14 protein-coding genes are annotated in these 20665 nt (G+C 64.0%); 5 read left to right on the top strand and 9 right to left on the bottom strand.

What is annotated here, in order from left to right; translation table 11 throughout:
* Positions 1-2 precede the first annotated feature (2 nt).
* The 4 genes from IT775_RS05440 to IT775_RS05425 all read left to right on the top strand — a co-directional run bounded on the left by IT775_RS05440 (position 3) and on the right by IT775_RS05425 (position 7910).
* Positions 3-1034: a glycosyltransferase family 2 protein gene (locus IT775_RS05440; RefSeq protein WP_212700072.1), complete on the top strand. Its 1032-nt coding sequence runs from the start codon at positions 3-5 to the stop codon at positions 1032-1034.
* 4 nt (positions 1035-1038) lie between these two features.
* Entirely contained in the window at positions 1039-5625 is a 4587-nt protein-coding gene (locus IT775_RS05435) for a MupA/Atu3671 family FMN-dependent luciferase-like monooxygenase (protein WP_212700071.1), read from the top strand.
* Positions 5622-6290 (top strand): 4'-phosphopantetheinyl transferase family protein, encoded by a 669-nt coding sequence (locus IT775_RS05430; RefSeq protein ID WP_212700070.1) that lies wholly within the window; start codon positions 5622-5624, stop codon positions 6288-6290. Before IT775_RS05435 ends, IT775_RS05430 begins: the two co-directional genes overlap by 4 nt.
* 402 nt (positions 6291-6692) lie before the next feature.
* Complete coding sequence (locus IT775_RS05425; protein WP_212700069.1) at positions 6693-7910, top strand: GumC family protein; 1218 nt, start codon at positions 6693-6695, stop codon at positions 7908-7910.
* 6 nt (positions 7911-7916) lie between these two features.
* On the opposite strand, the gene IT775_RS05420 is transcribed toward IT775_RS05425, so the two are convergent.
* The 6 genes from IT775_RS05420 to IT775_RS05395 form a co-directional block, all read right to left on the bottom strand.
* Complete coding sequence (locus tag IT775_RS05420) at positions 7917-8861, bottom strand: CpsD/CapB family tyrosine-protein kinase (protein WP_212700068.1); 945 nt, start codon at positions 8859-8861, stop codon at positions 7917-7919.
* A gap of 111 nt (positions 8862-8972) precedes the next feature.
* A complete protein-coding gene (locus tag IT775_RS05415; protein WP_212700067.1) occupies positions 8973-11066 on the bottom strand; it encodes an NAD-dependent epimerase/dehydratase family protein in 2094 nt (697 codons plus the stop codon).
* Between the two features lie 12 nt (positions 11067-11078).
* Positions 11079-12053 (bottom strand): glycosyltransferase family 2 protein, encoded by a 975-nt coding sequence (locus IT775_RS05410; RefSeq protein WP_212700066.1) that lies wholly within the window; start codon positions 12051-12053, stop codon positions 11079-11081.
* Positions 12050-13303 (bottom strand): glycosyltransferase, encoded by a 1254-nt coding sequence (locus tag IT775_RS05405; RefSeq protein WP_212700065.1) that lies wholly within the window; start codon positions 13301-13303, stop codon positions 12050-12052. The genes IT775_RS05410 and IT775_RS05405 overlap by 4 nt, the downstream gene beginning before the upstream one ends.
* Complete coding sequence (locus tag IT775_RS05400) at positions 13296-14279, bottom strand: NAD-dependent epimerase/dehydratase family protein (RefSeq protein ID WP_212700064.1); 984 nt, start codon at positions 14277-14279, stop codon at positions 13296-13298. Before IT775_RS05400 ends, IT775_RS05405 begins: the two co-directional genes overlap by 8 nt.
* Entirely contained in the window at positions 14243-15388 is a 1146-nt protein-coding gene (locus IT775_RS05395) for a Gfo/Idh/MocA family protein (protein WP_212700063.1), read from the bottom strand. The genes IT775_RS05400 and IT775_RS05395 overlap by 37 nt, the downstream gene beginning before the upstream one ends.
* A 170-nt stretch (positions 15389-15558) precedes the next feature.
* Between IT775_RS05395 and IT775_RS05390 the strand changes: the two genes are divergently transcribed.
* Positions 15559-16311 carry a WecB/TagA/CpsF family glycosyltransferase gene (locus IT775_RS05390; RefSeq protein WP_212700062.1) on the top strand — a complete coding sequence of 251 codons (753 nt, stop codon included), beginning with the start codon at positions 15559-15561 and terminating at the stop codon, positions 16309-16311.
* Here IT775_RS05390 and IT775_RS05385 read toward each other — a convergent pair.
* From IT775_RS05385 to IT775_RS05375, 3 genes are read right to left on the bottom strand one after another with little or no spacing between them, the layout of a single operon-like run.
* Positions 16306-17076: an SDR family oxidoreductase gene (locus IT775_RS05385; protein ID WP_212700061.1), complete on the bottom strand. Its 771-nt coding sequence runs from the start codon at positions 17074-17076 to the stop codon at positions 16306-16308. The genes IT775_RS05390 and IT775_RS05385 overlap by 6 nt on opposite strands.
* Positions 17066-18643 carry a GMC oxidoreductase gene (locus IT775_RS05380; RefSeq protein WP_212700060.1) on the bottom strand — a complete coding sequence of 526 codons (1578 nt, stop codon included), beginning with the start codon at positions 18641-18643 and terminating at the stop codon, positions 17066-17068. The genes IT775_RS05385 and IT775_RS05380 overlap by 11 nt, the downstream gene beginning before the upstream one ends.
* Entirely contained in the window at positions 18640-20637 is a 1998-nt protein-coding gene (locus IT775_RS05375; RefSeq protein ID WP_212700059.1) for an acyltransferase family protein, read from the bottom strand. The genes IT775_RS05380 and IT775_RS05375 overlap by 4 nt, the downstream gene beginning before the upstream one ends.
* Positions 20638-20665 lie beyond the last annotated feature (28 nt).

Below are 20665 nucleotides of genomic sequence, written 5' to 3'. Positions count from 1 at the left end.
CGATGAACAGCCCGCGCCTTCTGACCGTGATCCTGAACTACCGCACGCCCGACATGACCGTGGAATCGGTCGACACGGCGCTGCGCGCGATGGAGGGGATCGACGGCGAAATCGTGGTCGTGGACAACGATTCCGGCGACGGGTCCTTTGAGCGGCTTTCCAAGCATGCGCAGGCGAAAGGATGGACCGATGGCAACCGGGTCCGGGTGCTGCTGTCGGACCGCAATGGCGGTTTCGGGGCGGGCAACAATTTCGGCATCCAGACCGGGCTGAGCGACGGCAGCCAGCCCGATTACATCTATGTTCTGAATTCCGATGCCTTTCCCGCAGCGGATGCGATCCGGCGTCTTCTCGATTACCTGCAAATCCATCCCGAGGCCGGGTTCGCGGGCAGCTACATCCACGGCCCCGAAGGTGATCCGCACCTGACCACCTTCCGCTTTCCCTCGATCGCCAGTGAATTCGAAGGCGCGATCCGCCTCGGCATCGTCAGCAGGGCGCTGTCCCGCAAACGCATGCCGGTGGACATCCCCGATCATACCTGCCCGGTCGACTGGCTGGCCGGGGCCAGCCTGATGATGCGGCGGTCTGTGCTCGATGAAATCGGGCTCTTCGACGAAACCTTTTTCCTGTATTTTGAGGAAACCGACCTGTGCCTGCGCGCGCATCGTGCCGGGTACCAGACCGTTTTCGTGCGCGAAAGCGACGTGACCCATATCGGATCGGTCAGCACCGGCATGAAGGAATGGCGCCGGGTACCCAATTACTGGTTCGATTCCAGGGCGTATTATTATGCCAAGAACCACGGCGCGTTTTACGCCGCGCTGGCGACCCTGTCGCATCTGGCAGGCGGCGTTCTGCACCGGATGCGGCAATACCTGCAGGGCCGCAAACCGGCCGACCCGCCCCATTTCCTGCGAACCTTGCTGCGCCATGACCTGGCCGCGATGTTCAAACCCCGCCGCCGCGCGGCCGTTCCCCGCCTGACCGAAGACTTGCCTCGGCCGGACGGGTCCCTGTTCGTATCGGAGTAATCCCATGTCGCAGTTTTCCAGCGTCCTGATCGGCAACGAATCCCTAGTGATCCAGTGCGGGGAAATCCTGCGCGGCAAGGAGCACGGGATTGCCGCCGTGGTCACCCGCAACGCGGACATCGCGAAATGGGCGACGGGCGCGGGGCTGCGGGTCGAAGCGCCGGGCAACGATCTGGGCGCTCGGCTGGGTGGGCTGCAATTCGATTGGCTGCTGAGCATCGCCAATCTCGACATCATCCCGGGCGACGTGCTGACGATGCCCGCCAAGGGCGCGGTGAATTTCCACGACGGACCGCTGCCCGCCTATGCCGGGCTGAACGCGCCGGTCTGGGCCGTGGCCGCGCAGGAACCGCGCCACGGCATCACCTGGCACATGATCGAAGGCGGCATCGACGAGGGCGATATCCTGATCCAGCGCCGTTTTGCAATCGCACCGACCGATACTGCGCTGACGCTGAACACCCGCTGCTACGAGGCGGCGATCGGCAGTTTCTCGGAACTGGCCGATGCGCTGGCCAGCGGCGCACCGGCACGGCAGCAACAGGACCTGTCGCAACGCAGCTATTTCGGCCTGTTGCATCGCCCCACAGCGGCCGGACGGCTGGATTTCACCAAACCCGCGGCTGAGGTCGACGCGCTGGTCCGGGCGCTGGATCACGGCGATTACTGGAACCCGCTGTTCTGCGCCAAGATCGACGTCGGCGGGAAGCTGGTTCTGGTCGGAAAATCCGCCCCGTCGGAAGCGACGGGTCAACCCGGCGAAGTGATCGAGATTACCGGCGACCACCTCACCGTGGCCTGCGGTGACGGCGCGGTGGAACTTCGCGGATTCAGCGCGCCGGACGGGTCTGGGGTGAACCTGCCCAAGCTCGTTTCCAAGAGCGACCTGCTGCCCAGCCCCGACGCGGCGCTAAGCGACACGCTGGACGCGGCGATGCAGAAGGCAATCAAGGGCGAACCGACCTATCGCGCCCTGTTCGAAACCTTCACCCCGGCGCAACTGCCGTTGGTCGCCACGGCATCCGAAGGGGTGCTGGAACAGCCCTTGTCGCTGGACGCGGACAGCGCGGTGAATTCGCTGGCGCTGGTCGCCGGGCGGCTGGCGGCGACCAGCACGGTCGATCTGGCGTGGGGCACCGCGACTGCGGCGCCCGAGGGATACCTGATGCCGTGGGCTCCGGTCCGGCTGGATGCCTCCGCCAGCGTCGAAACCGCCCTTGCCGGGTTCCATAACTCTCTCGCCGCCGCGCGCCGGTACGGGCCCGCGCCCGCCGACATGCCCGCCCGCCTGCCGGGGCAGGCGCGGATCGACACCCCGCAACTGGGGCTGAGCGATCAGGCCGCGCTAATCCCTGGCACGGCGATCACGCTTTGCACCGCCGGGGGCGCGGTGAAGCTGCTGGGCGATGCGGCCAAGGTCTCGCCCGAGTTCCTGCGACTGATGGCGGCCCGGATCGAGAAAGCCGCGAGTGCCGACCTGCAGGCACAGATCAAAACCCTCGACATCCTGCCCGATGCCGAACGTGAGCTGATCCTTTACGACTGGAACGCGACCAAGACGGATTACGATCCCGACCTGTGCATCCACCAGATGTTCGAACGGCAGGTCGCCAGAACGCCTGAGGCAGAAGCCCTGGTGGTGGATGGCGAAAGCCTGACCTACGCCGAATTGAACGCGCGCGCCAACCAGGTGGCGCATATTCTGACGCAGATGGGTGTGAAGCCGGGCACACTGGTGGGACTTTACACCTATCGCAGCCCGTCCCTTCTGATCGGGGCGCTTGGCATCCTCAAGGCAGGCGGCGCCTATGTGCCGCTTGACCCGGTCTACCCGACCGACCGCATCGCGCTTTACATCGAAGACAGCGCCTGCCCGGTGATCGTAACGCAACAGGCGATGGCCGTCGGCCTGCCCGATCACACCGCGCAGGTGCTGGCACTGGATACCGATCCGCGCATTCTGTCGGCGCCCACCGACAATATCGACAGCCGCGCGAAGGGCCATGACATGGCCTACATGATCTATACCTCGGGATCTACCGGGCGGCCCAAGGGGGTGATGGTCGAACACCGCAACGTGTCGAATTTCTTCACCGGAATGGACGACCGGATCGATCATGCGCAGGGCGGCGTCTGGTTGGCTGTGACCAGCCTGAGCTTCGACATCTCGGTGCTGGAACTGTTCTACACGCTGGCGCGGGGCTTCAAGCTGGTGCTTTCGAGCGACGATAACCGCGCGCTGGTGTCGAAGGGCCGGATGCCGATGACCGGCAAGGGGATGGATTTCAGCCTCTTCTACTGGGGCAACGACGATGGCGTCGGACGCGACAAGTACGAATTGCTGTTCGAAGGCGCGAAAATCGCCGATGCGAACGGGTTCTGCGCGGTCTGGACCCCGGAACGCCATTTCCACGCCTTCGGCGGCCCCTACCCGAACCCGTCGGTCACCGGCGCCGCCGTTGCCGCACTGACCAAGAACCTGGCCGTGCGCGCGGGCAGCTGCGTCGCGCCGTTGCACCACCCCGCCCGGATCGCCGAGGAATGGGCAGTGATCGACAACCTGACCAACGGGCGCACCGGGATCGGAATCGCCTCGGGCTGGCAGCCGCACGATTTCGTGCTGCGCCCGGAAAACAGCCCGCCCAACAACAAGCCCGCGATGCTGGAAACCATAGAGACCCTGCGCAAGCTCTGGGCCGGGGAAGAGGTCGAATTCCCGATGGCTAACGGCGAAATGCACGGCCTGGTCACCCAGCCGCGCCCGGTGTCGAAGACACTCAACATCTGGGTGACCACCGCTGGCAATCCCGAAACCTGGAAGGAAGCGGGCCGGATCGGTGCCAACGTGCTGACCCACCTTCTGGGCCAGAGCATCGCGGAGGTGGGAGACAAGATCAAACTCTACCACGCGGCGCTGCGCGAGGCGGGGCATGATCCGAAAGATTTCACCGTCACGCTGATGCTGCACACCTATGTGGCCGAGGATCGCGAACAGGCCCGCGAAATCGCGCGCGGGCCGATGAAGGATTACCTCAATTCCGCCGCCGGGCTGATCAAGCAATTCGCCTGGGCCTTCCCCGCCTTTAAACGGCCCGAAGGGGTGAACAATCCTTTCGAACTGGACCTCGGCACGCTGGATGCCGAAGAACTGGACGCGATCCTCGAATTCGCCTTCCTGCGCTATTTCGAGGATTCGGGGCTGTTCGGCACGGTCGAGGATTGCCTGAACCGGGTTGAACAGTTGAAACGGATCGGCGTCGACGAAATCGCCTGCCTGATCGACTACGGGATCGAGAAACAGACGGTCCTGAACGGCCTTCACCTGCTGGCCGAGGTGCTGAAAGGCGCCAATACCGAGGTTGAGCTGGACGAAGACGATTTTTCCATCGCCGCCCAGATCGTGCGCCACGGTGTGACGCACATGCAATGCACCCCGTCGATGGCGCGGATGATTTCGATGAACGACGAAGCGCGCACCGCGCTGAACCGGATCGAACACCTGATGATCGGCGGCGAAGCCCTGCCCGGCGCTCTGGTCGGCGAATTTTCCGAAATCACCCGCGCGGGCATCGAAAACATGTACGGGCCGACCGAAACCACGATCTGGTCGACCACCGAAACCGCCGCACCGGGCGACAGCGTGGTCAATATCGGCCGCCCCATCGCCAACACGCAGGTCTATGTGCTGGACGATGACCTGCGGCCGGTGCCGGTGGGCGTTCCGGGCGAGCTTTACATCGGCGGCGACGGGGTGACGCGCGGCTACTGGCAGCGGCCCGAACTGACCGCCGAACGGTTCGTCGCCGACCCTTTCGTGAAACCCGAAACCACCGCCCCCGGCGGGGCACGGATGTATCGCACCGGCGATCTGGTGCGCTGGCGCGCCGATGGCAAGCTGGATTTCCTTGGCCGGGCCGACCATCAGGTCAAGCTGCGCGGCTACCGGATCGAACTGGGCGAAATCGAAGCGGTGATGACGGATCATCCGCATGTCACCCACGCCGTGGTGATCGCACGCGAAGACACACCGGGCGCGCCCCGGCTGGTCGGCTACATGACCGCGAACGGTCCTGTGAATGAACCCGCGCTGCGCAAGCGGTTGTCGGATGCCCTGCCCGACTTCATGGTGCCGGCGCAGTTCGTGACGCTGGATGCCTTCCCGCTGACCCCGAACAAGAAGGTGGATCGCAACGCGCTACCGGCCCCCGAGGAACGTCAGGCCAATGTGCAAAGCACCGGCTTCGTCGCCCCGACCAATTCGGTCGAACGGGATATCGCGGCAATCTGGTCGCGCATTCTGGGGGTCCAGAATATCGGGTCGAAGGACAATTTCTTCGAACTGGGCGGACATTCCCTGCTGGCGGTGCAGGCGCACCGGGAAATCCGCGAAAAGCTGGGCGCGGCAAAACTCGGCATCACTGATATCTTCCGCTTCCCGGTGTTGTCATCCCTGTCCGAACGGGTGTCGGAAACGCTCGGACGGCCCAGGCCGGAACAGGCCGGGCCAGCGCCCGACACGTCCGCGCGCGCCGATGCGATGTCGCGGCGCAAGGAAATGCGCGCCCGCCGGATGGCGCGCCATACGCGATGACGCGCGACGCCATCCGAACCGGGTTGGTGCAGGTTTTCGGCGGCCGCATCGGCATCGGCTTGACCGATCCGGCATCGCCCGATCACCGGCTGCGGCCCGGGGAACGGGCGGCGGTGGCCAAGGCAGTGCCGAAACGCGTCCGCGAATTCGCCGCCGGACGGGCAGCGGCCCGCGCGGCCTTTGCGGAACTGGGATTGCAGCAACCCGCGATACCGGTGGCGGCAGATCGCAGCCCGGTCTGGCCCGGGGGTATTTCCGGGTCGATTTCGCATACCGATGAGCTTTGCCTCGCGGTGGTGTCGGATGCACCGCATTGGCGGGCGATCGGGCTGGATGCCGAAGCGACCACCCCGCTGTCGCCGGATATCTGGGACATCGTCCTGACCCCGGAAGAACTACGGGCGGTCGGTCACCTGCCGCAGGAAAAGCGCGGCCATCACGGCAAGCTGATCTTCTGCATCAAGGAAGCGGCCTACAAGGCGCAGTATCCCGTCAGCAAAACCATTTTCGATTTCCAGACATTGGCGGTTGAACTGAAAGGCCACCGCTTCCGCGCCGAGTTCCGTCGCGACGTTCCGCCGTTCCGAAATGGCGTTACAATCCAAGGCGTTTTTTTCGAAGCAGACGGGCATTTCGTCGCCGGGGCGATCCTCCCGAACGCCTGATCGCAGCGCCGCCACATTTCAGCCTGAATTCCGACCTTTTCGCGATTCGCATTTTCGGGCGATCCGCCACATTTTGCTGTATAACCCTGCCTTTCCCCTCGCCCCTAGGTGAAGTCCCCTCCAGCCGCTTGGTTCCACAACGCGCACAATCCCATGCATATCGGCGCAATTGGCGCCGTTGGGTGCATTTCCGTAGGACAAACACGCCGAAATCATCGCAACTTCATGAAAATATGGCGAAAATGTGGCGCAAAATCCCGTTTTCGAAATAGTTTGTTTCCGCAAAATGTGGCGTAAAAATTGGAAAAAATAAGGCGAAAATGGTAATTTGTGGCGCAATCAAGGCAAATTTCTGGCTCTATTAGGCGCCAAATTCTCTCTCGCTTCTGAACGGTTTTCGCAATGAACAGTCTTCTTTCTCTCTCCAGTCTGCGACGCGCGCTGAAACGGCGCGCGCTGCTGATTGCAACGGTGTTCATTTGCGGAACCATCATGGCGCTTCTGTTCGCGATCAAACGCCCCGCCGTTTTCGAGGCCACCGCGGTCATCCAGATCGAGGCGCCCAAGGTCACGACCAATCTGGCCAGCGGCGCCACCGTCACCACGACCAGCGGAAACCGTTTGAAACTGATCGAACAGAAACTGATGTCGCGCGACAGCATCCTGGCGGTGATCGAAAAATTCGACCTGTTCGGCGGCGACGCCGCGCCTTCGGATTCGATCCGGGTCGGGCTGTTCCGGGATTCGGTGCAGATCACCGAACTGATCGACCCGGCGCAGGCGTGGCGCCCGGATGTGCAGCCTTCGGGCCTGTCGATCACCGTTCGGCTGGGCGACGCCCGAAAGGCGGCCGATATAGCCAATGAACTGCTGGCGCAGGTCCTGGCCGAGGGAAAGAAACGCAGTGAAATCCGCGCGTCGCAGACGCTGGCGTTTTTCGAAACGGAAGAGGCGCGGATCGGCGCCGAAATCGAAGCCCTGTCGCTGGAATTCGCCCGTTTCAAGGAACGCAATGCGGCGTCGCTGCCCGGCAATACCGAAGCGCAGCAAGATCAGCTGTCACGGTTGCAAGAAACGCAGCTGGAATTCGAAAACCGTTTCGTCGAACTGGAAACCAACAGCAGCCGGCTGCGGGCCGAGGAACGGCAGCGTCAGTCCGAATTGCTGAGCCAACAGCTGTCGCTGGTCGAAACCCGCATTGCCGATATCGAAAAGGCCCTTGCCGCTGCGCCCGAGGTCGAACGGCTTTACCGCATGATGGAACGGGAGCTGGAACAATTGCAGGGCCAGTACTCAACCATCACCACGCGACGCACCGAAGCCGCGATGGCACAACAACTGGAAAGCCAGAACCAGTTCGAACGCTTCGAAGTCCTGGAAACCGCGCTGGTGCCGGAATACCCGGTATCCTCGGGCAAGAAAAAGATGGTTCTGGCCGGCGCCATCGCATCGCTGCTGGTGGGGCTTGGGCTGGGCTTCATCTTCGAATGGTTCAGCCCCGTCTTGCGGACCAGCGAACAGGTCGAACGGGAACTGGGCTTGCGCCCCGTGGTCATCATCCCGGTGCTGCAAAAGCCACAGACCGGCTGGCGCGGAAAGCTCGGGCTGCGCGCTGCCTGATCGCGATCAGTATCCGTATTCTTCACCGGTGGCGTTTTCGGCCTTGTTGAGCACAACGCCCAGAAGCGGGCAATCCTCGCCCAGTCGCCGCATCACTTCGCGCACCTGCGCCCCGTGGGTGCGCGTGCCGTCGATCACCACCAGCACACCATCGAAATTATCACGGAACGCGATCACGTCGTCATGCGCCAGGGCCGGCGGCAGGTCGAGAAGGATGACATCGGGCTTCAGGGCTTCTTCCATCGCCACAAGGGAATCGGCGGTGGTCGGTTCCTGCAGCAATTCCGAAGAATACTGCTCCACCCGGTCGTTCATCGCGATGGCCAGGTTGGCCCCGATGTTCAGGGTGTTGGCCCCGAACTTGAAGAAATGTTCCCGCAGCGGATCAAGCCCGCGCAGATAATCGCCGATGCTGCCGACATGTTTTTGGCCCAGCGTCTTGGCCACGCTCGGGTTGCGCATGTCCAGATCCATCAACACGGTGCGGCAGTTTTCATAGCGCGACAGCGCGATGGCGAGGTTCAGAGACAGGAAGGTTTTGCCGCAATCCCGCGTTGGCGACGTGATCGCCACGCGTTTCCAACCATTTTCCGTCAGAACCTGCATCAACCGCGCCCGCAACACATCGAAAGCCGCGTGCGAGGGATCCTTGCGCCGGGCGGAGACGATCAGGTTGCGGTCGAGCACGGCCGGATCAACGGGAATGGTCGGCAGGTCCGCCCAGAATTCCGGCGTAAGGTCCAGCACCGCGATATCTTCTCCCCGGTCTTCGTGCCCTTCGGCATACTGATCGGGTTCCCCGCCCGGTTCGCCCCATGCGAAGGCTTCACGCAGCGCGCGCTCCTGGGCTTCGACCTCGGCCTCGGGCACGCGCGGGGGGCGCGGGAATCCCGGCGATCTATCCTTCTGCGCCCGCGACTTGCGGCGGAATTGTTTCGACTGCTCTACCATCTGGCCTTTCCCCGACTACCCGGGACGGACTTTTCGGCGATTCGATGAATCACACTTATGCTTGGAGGCAGGAAAACCCAAGAAATTGGCAAAATTAAGCCTCCCCCGGGGCTAAAGGCCAAACAGGTTCGCCTCAACGATGCCGCGGGTGGCGAAACGATCCGGATCGGTTTCGGGCTGCCATCCCAGAACCGTCTTGGGGTGGCTGTTGTCGAAGGGGGAAAAATGCGCCCGCGATTTCCAGTCGCTCAGCGACGGGCGCACCACGCCCTTGCGGCGCAGCACCTTGGTTTTCAGAGCGTATTTCACCGCATCCGCGATCCAGAACGCGGTCAGGTTGCCCGGCCGCACCTTGATCCGCGCGCCCATTTTCCGCTGGATCGCGTCGAAATAGCCGCGCGCCGACCAGATCGGATCGCCGATCAGGTTGAAGCTTTCGCCCACCGCCGCGTCCTGTTCCATCATCGCGATCAAGCCATCCGACACGTCATCGGCCAGGACGAAGGGCAGGATAAGTTTGCCATCGCCCCAGATTCGCACCGCGCCCGCCCCGTGCCAGCGTCCGATGCCCCAGTGCTGCAACGGCCCGCCTTCGCCGATCACGATGCCGGGCCGCGCGATGACCAGAGGCAGGCCCTTTTCGGCATGCATCCGCATCAGCCGCGTTTCGCATTCGGCCTTGGACCGGGCATAAAGATTGCGCTCGGTCATGTCGCCGAAATCGGTGTCCTCGGTGATCGTGACGTCCGGATCCGACATGTCGTAGGACGCGATCGTGCCGGTATAGATCAACCGCTTCACCCCTGCGTCCAGCGCCGCTTCGGCCACCCTGACGGCGACGCCCACGTCGTTTTCCAGCGCCGCATCCCACGTCTTGTCCATCGACTTGGCAAGGTTGAACACCGCATCGATTCCGTCCATCGCCCGGCGCAGCCCTTCGTCATCCTTCAGCGGCACCGACACCGTTTCCACGTGTTCGGCGATATCGGCAAAAGGACCGTAGCTGCCCCGGCTCAGCACCCGCACATCGTATCCGCGCGCCACCAATGCCCGGGTCAGGTTGCGGCCGATGAACCCGGTGCCGCCGATCACCATGACGGTCGGGTTGGGCTTGCCCTTGGCGGGCACCGCCTCGACCGGGGCGGGCATCAGGGCCAGCGTGTCGTCGATGGCCTGCATCACCTGCACCACCGATTTACCTGCATAGCGGGGATCTTCCGCCGCGCCGCTGCGCAACGCGCCGTAAACCGCCCCGACCGTGCCGCGGAAGCTCAGCCCATAGGGCGATTTCTGGTTCAGCGACACCAGCTGCCGCGCGGCATTCACCACGCCTTCGCGCAGATGCTGCCCGGCGAGGTTCATCTGCTTCAGGAACGGGTTCAGCACCAGGTCGGCGGCATTGTCCTGCGAAATGATTAGCGTGTCGGCAGCGTAATCCATCCGCGCCACCCCCGAGGATCCTCGCAGGGTGACCGACCGGTCATCATGGGTTTCCACCAGCGACAGGTTGATTGTCACATCCACGTCGCCCGCACGGGCAATCACCCGCCACGACTGATGCCGCACCGCGCCGCCCGGCAGGGTGATCGGCTGCCCCAGTTCCAGATGGCGAATCTCCAGCGGCCCGAACAGATCGACGGCAAATGAAAACGGGTGCGGCCCCAGTTCCAAGAGCAGGTTCTTCGCCTCGCGCAGCAGCCAGATCCCATATGGCCCTGATCGCAGCGGCGCGAGCGGAAAACACCAGTTGATTTCCACCGACGACACCCGGCCAAGCCTGCCCGCCTCCTGCGCCGCTTTCAGGCGGCGATAGGCCGGCAACCCGAGGAAGTTATGCCCGGCGGCAAATCGCACGCCGTTCCTTTCCGCCGCCGCGAGCATTTCCGCCGTGTCCGCCGCCGACAGGGCGACCGGCTTTTCCACCAGGCAGTGCAGGCCCGCCCCGAGGCATTGCAACGCGATATCCTTGTGAAAATCCGGCGGCGTCAGGATGTGCACCGCATCACAGGTCTTTGCCGCGACCATCTCCTCGACCGATCCGAAGGCCGGTACGCCATAGGCATCGGCCAAACCTTTCGCCGCCCCCTTCGAGACGTCGCAGATGCAGGACAGTTCGGCATCCTTCACCGCGCGCAGCGCGTCAGCGTGCCAGTTGGCGATGTAACCGGCACCGATGATGCCTACTCGGATCGGGGAATGGGTCACGAAAATCTTTCCCTACTTATACTCGATGATACGCATGGCGCTGCCGCGCCATTTTCGCAGGTGATAGCGGGCCATGCCGATCAGGTTTGGAAACTTGGACAGGCTCAGGAAAACCGACTGGCGCAGCGCCATCGACCTTTCCAATCCTTCGCGCTGCAATCCCTGCGCAGTACGCAGGTAGGACAGGCCATAAAGGGCAAGAGCCGTGATCAGCACGAGGTAAAACCCGACCAACAGCGCGGTCAGAACCATCGCGGGCAAGAAGAACCCGTAAAGCATCACCCGGCGCCGTTCCTGGACGAAATAATCGGGATGCAGGTCGCCGACCTGGGCGAACCCATGGCCGCTGCGCACCGCGCGTTGCCACCATTGCGAAAACCGGGTCATCGCCGCGTCGTGCCGCGTCATCGGCAGGGGCAGGCGGATAATCCGGTGCCCCGCCTTGCGCACCCTTGTGCAGAACTCATCATCCTCGGCCGCGATCACGGTCGGGTTGAATCCGCCCACCGCATCGAACACGTCGCTGCGCACCATCATGTCGCCGCCGCAGGCCAGAATTTCGCCCGCCGGGCGGTGCCATTCGAAATCGGCCAGCGCATTGTAGATGCTGGCATCAGGGTGGATTTCCAACCGCCAGCCGGTGACGATGCCCAGGCCCTCTTGCTTGCCGAACTCGGCCAGGGCCGCCGCGATCCAGCCCGGTTCGACGCCGCAATCGCCATCGACGAATTGCACGAAATCCGGCAGGCCGCTTTTCTTCAGCGCCGCGAACCCCGCATTGCGCGCCCGCGCGGCGGTGAAGGGTTGCGCGCTGTCCAATTCCACCACCTCGATCCCTAGATCGCGGGCGGCCTGCACCGATCCGTCCGATGACCCGCTGTCGACATAGACGACGCGGTCCAGCTGATCGGTCAGCGTGGTCAGGGAGCGGATCAGCCGTTCGCCTTCGTTGCGGCCGATCGCGACCGCCGCGACAGTGCCCGTCATGCCCCGCCCTCCGGCCGTTTTACCTTGGGCGGCGCGCCATCCAGATAGCCGCGGATCAATTGGCCCAGCCAGCCCGCCTCAGATTCGATATTGAATTCCCGCGCGACCTTGACCCGCCCCCGCGCGCCCATGTCAGAGGCTTTCGCCGGATCGGCCAGCACCCGCAAAATCGCCGCCTCCAGCGCCTTTTCATTGCCCGGCGGCACCAGGATGCCGCTTTCGCCCTGCTCCACCAGTTCCGGGATTCCCGCGATCTGCGTCGCCACCACCGGCAGGCCCGCTGCCATCGCCTCCATCAGCACCACCGGAACGCCCTCGGCGAAGCTCGGCAGCACCAGCGCATCGACCGTCTGCAGCACCCCGGCCACCTCGGATTGCGATTTGTACCCTGCGAATGTGACGTGATCCGACAGGCCCATAAAGCGCGCTTCGGTTTCTAACACAGCCCGATTCGGCCCGTCGCCGATCAGCGTCAGATGGACATCGGGGCGCTGCGCGATCACCGCTTTCAGCGCCTCGAACAGCACCGGCAACCCCTTCACCGCTGCCAGCCGCCCGACGAACAGCAGGCGATTTCCCGCCCGCTCGCCGGCGCCGGCATAACGCCCCGGTTCCACGCCGCAATGCACGATATGCATCCGTTCCCAGTGGTCGCGATGGGCGAATGCCATCCCCTGCGAGCGGCAGAAATCGCTGATACAGGCGGTGAAAGCGGCCCGCGCGATTTTCTCATCCAGACGCCAGCGTATGGTCTCGAAAAAGATATCCGGCCCGTGCAGGGTGAAACTGTAGGGAATGCCGCTGATTTCATGGCACAGCATCGCCACGGTGCAGCTGGCCTTGGCGATATGGTTATGTAGGTGTAGCACGCCCCTGTCCTGCAGATACGCCGCCAGAACCACCGCTTCGGCGAAATAGAACAGCTGGTAGAGCGTCGCGCGAAACCCGCCGGGCGACGTTTGCCACGCCAGCCGCAGCGCCCGGAAATAGGCGCCCGGATTTCGCAGCGCGCGCAGATGGGCGCGCAGGCTGATCATCGGATTCGCCGCGGCGCGCAGCACGTAGAAGGTGCGCGCGGCCTCTTCGCGCTGTTCCGGCCCGACAAGGTGTTCCAATCCAGTGCGGCGGATTGAAGTTGTTTCGACCTCGAACCCCTGCTTGCGCAGCTCGGCCACTTCGCGCTGGATGAACGTATCGGTGGCACGGGGATATTCGCCGGTCAGATAGGCGATGCGGACGGGATCAGTCATCGACGGGCTCCCGCGCTTGCCGCATCAAGTCCTCGAAACGCCCCTCGGACCGCCAACCGATATCGTGCAGGCGCCGGTTGTCATAGCGCAGCGGCATCAGCCGCGCCCGCAAAACGGGCATGCGAAGCAACCCGGGCCGCGCTGTCCAGCGGCCCAGCCGCCGCGCGGCGAATTCCACCATACGCAACGGTATGGTGATTTTCGGCCAGCCGCGCCATTTCAGGGCTTTGACGAAACGTTTGCGGTCGGGCAGGTCGTCATCGACCACGTTCACCACGCCGGACCGCTCCTGCGCCGCCTCTTCGGCGGCCAAAACTAGCGCCTGCGCCGCGTGGCGGACATGGGACAGCGGGATTTCCCCGTCCTTGCCGACCTGGATCAGCAACGGCCCCAGACCGACCCCGATATGCGCGTTCCACACCCGGCCCGGACCGTAGAGCGCCCCGATGCGCATGATCTGCAGCGGCAAACCGGCATCGGCAGCCACAGTGCTACAGAGCACTTCCTGCGCAATCTTGCCCCGGCAATAAGCGTCGCGCTGATCCGCCCGGTCCTCCAGCGGGGTGTTTTCGTCGATCAGATCACCTTCGTTGACCAGCGCGCTGGAATAGACCGACATCGAACTGGCCAGCACAATGGCGGGCGGTTTCGGAAGCGACAGGCAGGCGGACAGAAACGCCTTGGTCGCATCGACCGTATCGCTTTGCTGCGCGGCATCGTCGCCTTCCAGTGATGCGGCCAGATGGACCACCACGTCGATATCCGGCGGCAGCACCTTCAGATCGTTCAGGTCGCTTGCGATCACCTGCACCTGTTCCGGCCAGTCCTGCAACAGCGCGGTCCGGTCACGTATGACCGCCGTCACCCGATGCCCCGCCGCCACAGCATACGATACCGTATGCTTCCCCAGAAATCCGGACGCCCCGGTGATCAACAGGTTCAGACCGCCCATGACATCGGCTCCATCGGATCGCATCTTGTGGTCATATCCTGTACCCCGGCGTGATCGCCCGCGTTCTGGATCGCCAGCGTCACCTCGTTCAGGTGCAGCGCGAAATCGGCGGACAGTCGGCAGGGCCGCTCTTCAGCGATCGCCTGCAGCATTTCCAGCGGGCCAAGCGCGAAGTTCATCGACGCCGCGCCCCACCGGCCCACCATCGGATGGGTCGGCCCCGGCAGCGTCACCCGCCGCCCCCACGGGCTGTCGATCAGCCGCCGGCGCAGGCGGAAGCGTTTGTGGAACTTCACCGGCGCGCCGTTGGCCCAGGCCTGTTTCACCTGCAACACGCCCTTGTCGCCGATCACCCGGATACGGTGGTCATGCGGCGCCACGATGGAACAGGTCAGCCGCGCCACCGGACCAGCCGCGAAAAACAGCGTGGCGACGGAAAAATCCGGCGCGGTGCCGGTGACACCCTTCTTGTCCGGGATCACCTCGGCCGAGGCCGCCACAACCCGGCGTACGGTGCCGAACATGGCGATCAGCCAGCTGAGGTAATATCCGGCATGTTCCAGTGTGCAGCCAACGCGGAATTCATCCTCATAGGGCCAGGGCACGCCGCTTTCGGTTTTCCAGTGTTCGACCGGAGCCTGCGAAATGAACCCGTCATCCAGTTCGGCATAGATCACCCGTGGGACCCCTGCGGTTTCGTTACGAACGGCGTGAGCCAGCGTCTGCGCCGCCTCGCCCAGCACGCTGCAGGGGGCAGAGCCCAGCATCAGCCCCTTTTCCGCCGCCAAGGCGTGTAGCGCCCGGGCCTGATCCATATCCAACGCCAGAGGTTTTTCCGAATAGGTGTGGAACCCGGCCTGAAGGCAGACCCGGTTCACCTCGAAATGCGCGCCCGGATTGGTCAGGTTCAGCACCACGCCGTCGCGCGGCAGCGCCGCGAACAGGTCATCCAGCGTGGAACATTGCGGCACCCCCCAATGGGTACAAAACGCCCCTGCCCGGTCCGCGTCGATATCGAAGGCCCCAACGACCCGCACCTGCGGCACGCTTTGCAGCGACCGCATGTAAAGGTCGGCGACAAAGCCGCAGCCGATCAATGCCACCGCCGGGCCGTTTGTTTTAGTGCTGCTCATCGTGCTCAAATGCCTGTCATTATGCCGCCGGTTCGATCATAGGAACGTGTCAAGAATTTGTCGCGCCTATAGCGTTGCCGAGGAAATGCCATCTGTGCAAAAGCGGAATTGCCTGTTAGCCATTTCACTAAGCCATTCGGGCAATTCCAGGCATTTTTTAGGTATTTGGCATGAAATTCTGGGTCGGGGCCTATGAAATCGACATCAATATCGCCGATCGGGCGGGGTTGGAGCAGGCGGTAACGGATCGCTTTGCTGCCCGTCAGGGATTTGCCCTTGCCACGCTGAACATGGATCACCTCGACAAGCTGCGCCGTGACGGCGCGTTTCGCGCCGCCTATTCCGCGCAGGATCTGGTGGTGGCCGACGGTAATCCCATCGTCTGGATGTCGAAACTTGCCGGACGGCCGGTCGACCTGATGCCCGGTTCCGACCTCGTGCTGCCGCTGGCCCGGCTTTGCGCGGCGCAGGACGTGCCGATGGCGCTGGTGGGCAGCACCGAAGACAGCCTTGATAAAGCGGCCGAGGTCTTGCGCCGCGAGGCGCCGGGGCTGGAGATCGCCCGCTGCATCGCGCCGCCTTTCGGGTTCGATCCTGCGGGCGAAGAGGCCAAGGCGATCCTGCAGGACGTCGCTGCCTCGGGCGTGCGGCTCTGTTTCCTGGCGCTCGGCGCGCCGAAACAGGAAAACTTTGCGGCACTGGGGCGGGACCTGGCGCCGGGGATTGGTTTCGCCTCGGTCGGGGCTGGGCTGGATTTCCTTGCCGGGTCGCAGGTACGCGCGCCGCGATGGGTGCGCAGGCTGGCGCTGGAATGGTTGTGGAGGCTGCTGTCCAGCCCGAAACGTCTGGCCGGGCGCTACGCGCGCAATTTCGCCATCCTGCCGGGTCATGTCATCCGGTCGCTGACGCGCAAACAATCATAGCCGCCGCCCCGCCGCCCGGCGCAACAGCAGCGCGTCCTTGATCCGCCCCTTCAGCCCGCGGGCAGGCGGGATTTCGCGATCCATCTCGAACACCGTGCCGGTCAGCGACGGGTCGTGCCACAGCGCCATATCCGCCCCCCATTTCGCCGCATGTTCCGGGGCCAGACCATCCGGAATGCCCATTTTCGTGGCCAGCATGCCGGGCATCCAGTCGTTGATGACGATATCGGGAAACCGGTCGGACAGATCGGCCACCGCCGCGCGGGTGAATATCCGCGCCGCGCCCTTGGACACGGAATAGGCCGCGCTGGCGGGCAACGGGTGCATGTCGGCGAAGGTCGAAACAGTCACGATGCGCCCGAACCCGGTCTGCACCATGCCGCGCAGCGCCGCCTGCGTGCAGGCCACCACACCGCCCAGGTTGACCGATACGGTCGCCATGAAACTGTCCGCAGTTTCGTCGAGCAGGTCGCGGCGCGGGTAAACGGCAGCGTTGTTGATCAGCAGCGCAGGATCGCCCAGATCCCGCGCGATCTTCTCAAAAGCCGCCTCGACCGCGGCGTATTCCGACACATCGGCCTGTACCGGGGAGAAAGACCCTGCGGCAAGCTCGGCGGTCTCTTGCAGCCCTGCCTCGCCGCGTCCGATCCCGGCCACCCGCACCCCGCGATGCGCCAGTTCGATGGCAAGCGCCCGGCCCAAACCGGCCCCGGCCCCGGTGACGACAGCGACGCCATCGGTCAGTCTGTGATCATTACGCGCCATCGGCTTTCCTTTCGAACTGATCGGCGATGCGGTCGGCCACCCGCAGGGCATTGGCGGCGATCGTCAGGCTGGGATTGACACCCATCGAGGTCGGGAAGACCGAGGCGTCGGTGACATAGAGGTTGTCCAGCTCATGCGCCCGGCAATCGGCATTCAGAACACTGGTCCGCGGGTCATGCCCGAAACGCAGCGTGCCGCAGGGATGGCCGAAATTCAATTCGGGCTGGAATCCCAGGAACATGCGGCGATGCCCCCTGAACGCCGCGCGGATCAACCGGCGGAACCTGCGCCGCCGCGCCCGCATTTCGCCGGATATGGTGTATTCGAAGCGGATCGCACCCGCGTCGTCGGGGTCCAGCACCACCCGGTTTTCTGGGTAGGGCAGATCCTCCATCAACCCGACGAAGACCTGCGCGGAGCCGAACAGCTTTGCTGCGATCAGCGCCGGTATCCACGTCAGCTGCTTCAGCGGTTTGATCCGCCGCAGGACAGATCGTTCCAGCAACTGGTTGAGGTAATGCACGATTTCGCCATAGCGCACCTCGACCCCCATCGCCTGCACCATGCCCAGCCGCTCGCCGCCCGCGTGATAAAGGTCGCGGAATCCCAGCGCCTTGCCCGATCCCCCGGCGGCAATGGCCTTGCCCGGCCAGACCGCGATCATCTCGTTCAGATGGAACATCAGATTGCGCCCCACCATGCCGCTGCCATTTGCCAGACCGCCTTGATCCGATCCCAGCAGCAGCCGTGGCGACCCGAAGGCCCCGGCGGCAAGCACCACGATGGGCGCCCTGAATGTCACTGCCCGCCCGTCCCTTTCCGCCTGCACCCCCGTCACCCGCCGCTTTTCTGCGACCAACCGCCGGACCGCGCAACGATCCAACAGCGCCGCGCGACCGGTTTCCAAGGCCGGTTCCACCCCGGCGGAGCGACCGTCCATCTTGCACCGCTTCGGGCACTTGAAACCAAGGCAATTCCTGCACCCCTCGACCCGGCGCAGCGCCGTATGCAGTCGGTAAGGGTGCAGCCCGTTCGCGCTCAGCCGCGATTGCAGCGCCTGATCGGCTGCCGACATCGGGGCCGGTTCGCGCAGCGAGGTACTGGCGAAGCCCGCCAGTGGATCCGGGTCGCCGCTGACATGGAACAGGTCCTCCGCCAAGTCGAAATAGGGTCGCAGATCGGCATGGGACACCGGCCAGCCACCGGTTGGGTGTGGATGTTCCGCGCTGTCGTCCAGATCATGCGGCGCGGGCCGTTCCAGCGTCGCGGCATAGAACACGGACGATCCGCCGACACCGCCACCGATGGGACCGAAGAATTCGCTGTCGCGCCCATCGATCCGGGCTTGCATCGGCTTCGGCCACGCCCCGCGCACCTGCCGTGCGACCGGATCGAACATGTCCGGATTCAGCGCGGTCTGTTCGGCCCGGTATCCCGCCGGCCCCTGTTCCAGGAACAGCACATTCAGCCCGCGTTCGGCCAACCGCCGCCCGGCCACGCCGCCACCGATCCCGGTGCCGATGACGATGACGTCCCAGTCGCGGCCAAGGGCATCTTCCAATGTCATTGCTCCGCCCTTTCGAACACCCGCCCGAACGCTGGCCTGAACACCGGTGCCACCACGGCCGCGCCTGCATTGGTCAGGTGATTGTTGTCGAAATAGATCACCCTGTCCCCGGCCCAGACCGAACAGATTTCGGAATCGCACAGATACGGGCGCGGATCGAGAAGCGAGGCGTTTTCCGTTCTGGCCAGTTCGGTGACCATCGGGTCCGAACTGGCCTGCCGGTCCTCGACCGCGCTCAATGGGGTTGAAAAGCTCTGCTCCAGCCCCTCGGCCTTGCCATGCGCCAACCGGCGCGCGCTCCTCCAGGATTCGTAGAACGGCACTTCGGGGATTTGCCGCAGGATATGGACCCGCGCGTAAGACCCGATTTCACGCACCGTTTCCCGCAGCAGATCGCGCAACAATTCGGGCTGTGCCTTGCCCTCGGGCAACAGTCTGATCTTGTTCGACTCATCGAGCCCAACACCCTGACCCTCCGCGTAGTAGCTCCACCGCCCGATCAGCACGACCTCACGCAGCCCCAGCGACGGCAGCGCCTGCCGGATACGGGCATTGTCTGCACGACAATCGGCATCCTGCGCCGGAGTGGCGGCGCTTTCGCGTTTCTTCACGCCGAAAACCGGCGGGCATCCCGCGTGCCAGATGATCCGCCCCGGCGTGTTCATCCGCATCGCCTCGGCCGCGATCCCGTCCATCAGCGCGCGCAAATGGCTGTCACCCCAGAACAGGACCTCCGGGTTGCCCGCAGGCCCGATGGCGCAGGTTTCGACCCCGGCCAGAGCACCGCTATCGGCGGTTTCGCAGCGGCTCCAATCCTGCAGGAAATCGCCCGAGGCGTCGATATGCGCACGGATCTCGACCGGGAACCGGTCGGGGAAACCGTTCCGCACGAACGCCGCCCCACCGATCGCGAGTGTCAGCGCCGAAGCCCCGCCGGCCGCCGCCAGTGTCAGCGGCAGACCCGGCCACCTGGCATGGCGCGTGGGCCGTTCGACGAAACGCCACGACAGCACGGCCAACAGGCCCGACAGCGCCATCCATGCCGCCGCTTCCAGCGGGCTGGCATAGGTTTCACGCAGGTATGTCGAAAACACCGCCACCGGCCAATGCCAGAGATAGAGCGAATAGGAAATCAACCCGACGAACACCGCCGGACCGGAACGCAGCACGCGGTTGATCCAATTGTCGTGCTGCCCGTTGAGGATGATCAGAACCGTACCCAATGTCGGGATCACCGCCCATGCGCCGGGGAATCCCGGCCCCGATTGAACGAAGACGACGCCGCAGATCACCAACGTCATCCCGGCATAGGACAGCGCCGGGTGCAGGTTCCAATCGCTGCGCGTCTGGTATCCCCAAACCGCCAGTAGAACACCCGCCAGCAATTCCCAGGCCCGGAACGGAAACAGGAAAAAAGTCGCGGTGTGATTGTCGGCCGTCAGCAAGACGCAGGAAAACAGCGACAGCAGGAAAAGGCCCAGCAACAGGTGTGGCAACTGCCTGCGCCAACCGATCAGTCCAACCAGTAGGATCAGCATCGGCAGGAACAGGTAGAACTGTTCCTCCACCGCCAAGGACCATGTGTGCAGCAGCGGCTTTTCCTCGGCCGCGGCGTCGAAATAACCCGCTTCGCGGTAGAACTGCACGTTGGACAGGTAGACCGTGGCGGCGATCAGGCTCTTGCCGAATTCGCGGTATTCGAACGGCAGCAGGACAACCCATGCCACCGCCGACACGACCAAGGCCATGACGAAAAACGCCGGCGCCAACCGCTTGAACCTGCGCAGGTAGAAATGGCGTAGCGATATCCGCCCGGTACGGTCCTGTTCCGACCACAGCAAACCGCCGATCAGGAACCCCGAAATGACAAAGAAGATGTCGACGCCAACGAAGCCGCCGGCAATACCGAAGACGCCGAAGTGGTAAAAAACCACCGACAACACGGCGATGGCGCGCAATCCATCGATTTCAGGCCTGTATCCGCTCGAAATCATTCTTGTTGTTCAGTTCCGGTTGCGGCGG

This window comes from Thalassovita aquimarina (genome assembly GCF_018219815.1).
Lineage (GTDB): Bacteria > Pseudomonadota > Alphaproteobacteria > Rhodobacterales > Rhodobacteraceae > Thalassobius > Thalassobius aquimarinus.
The sequence above is the reverse complement of the archived record's forward strand: the minus strand, read 5'-3'. Positions and strand labels throughout refer to the sequence as shown.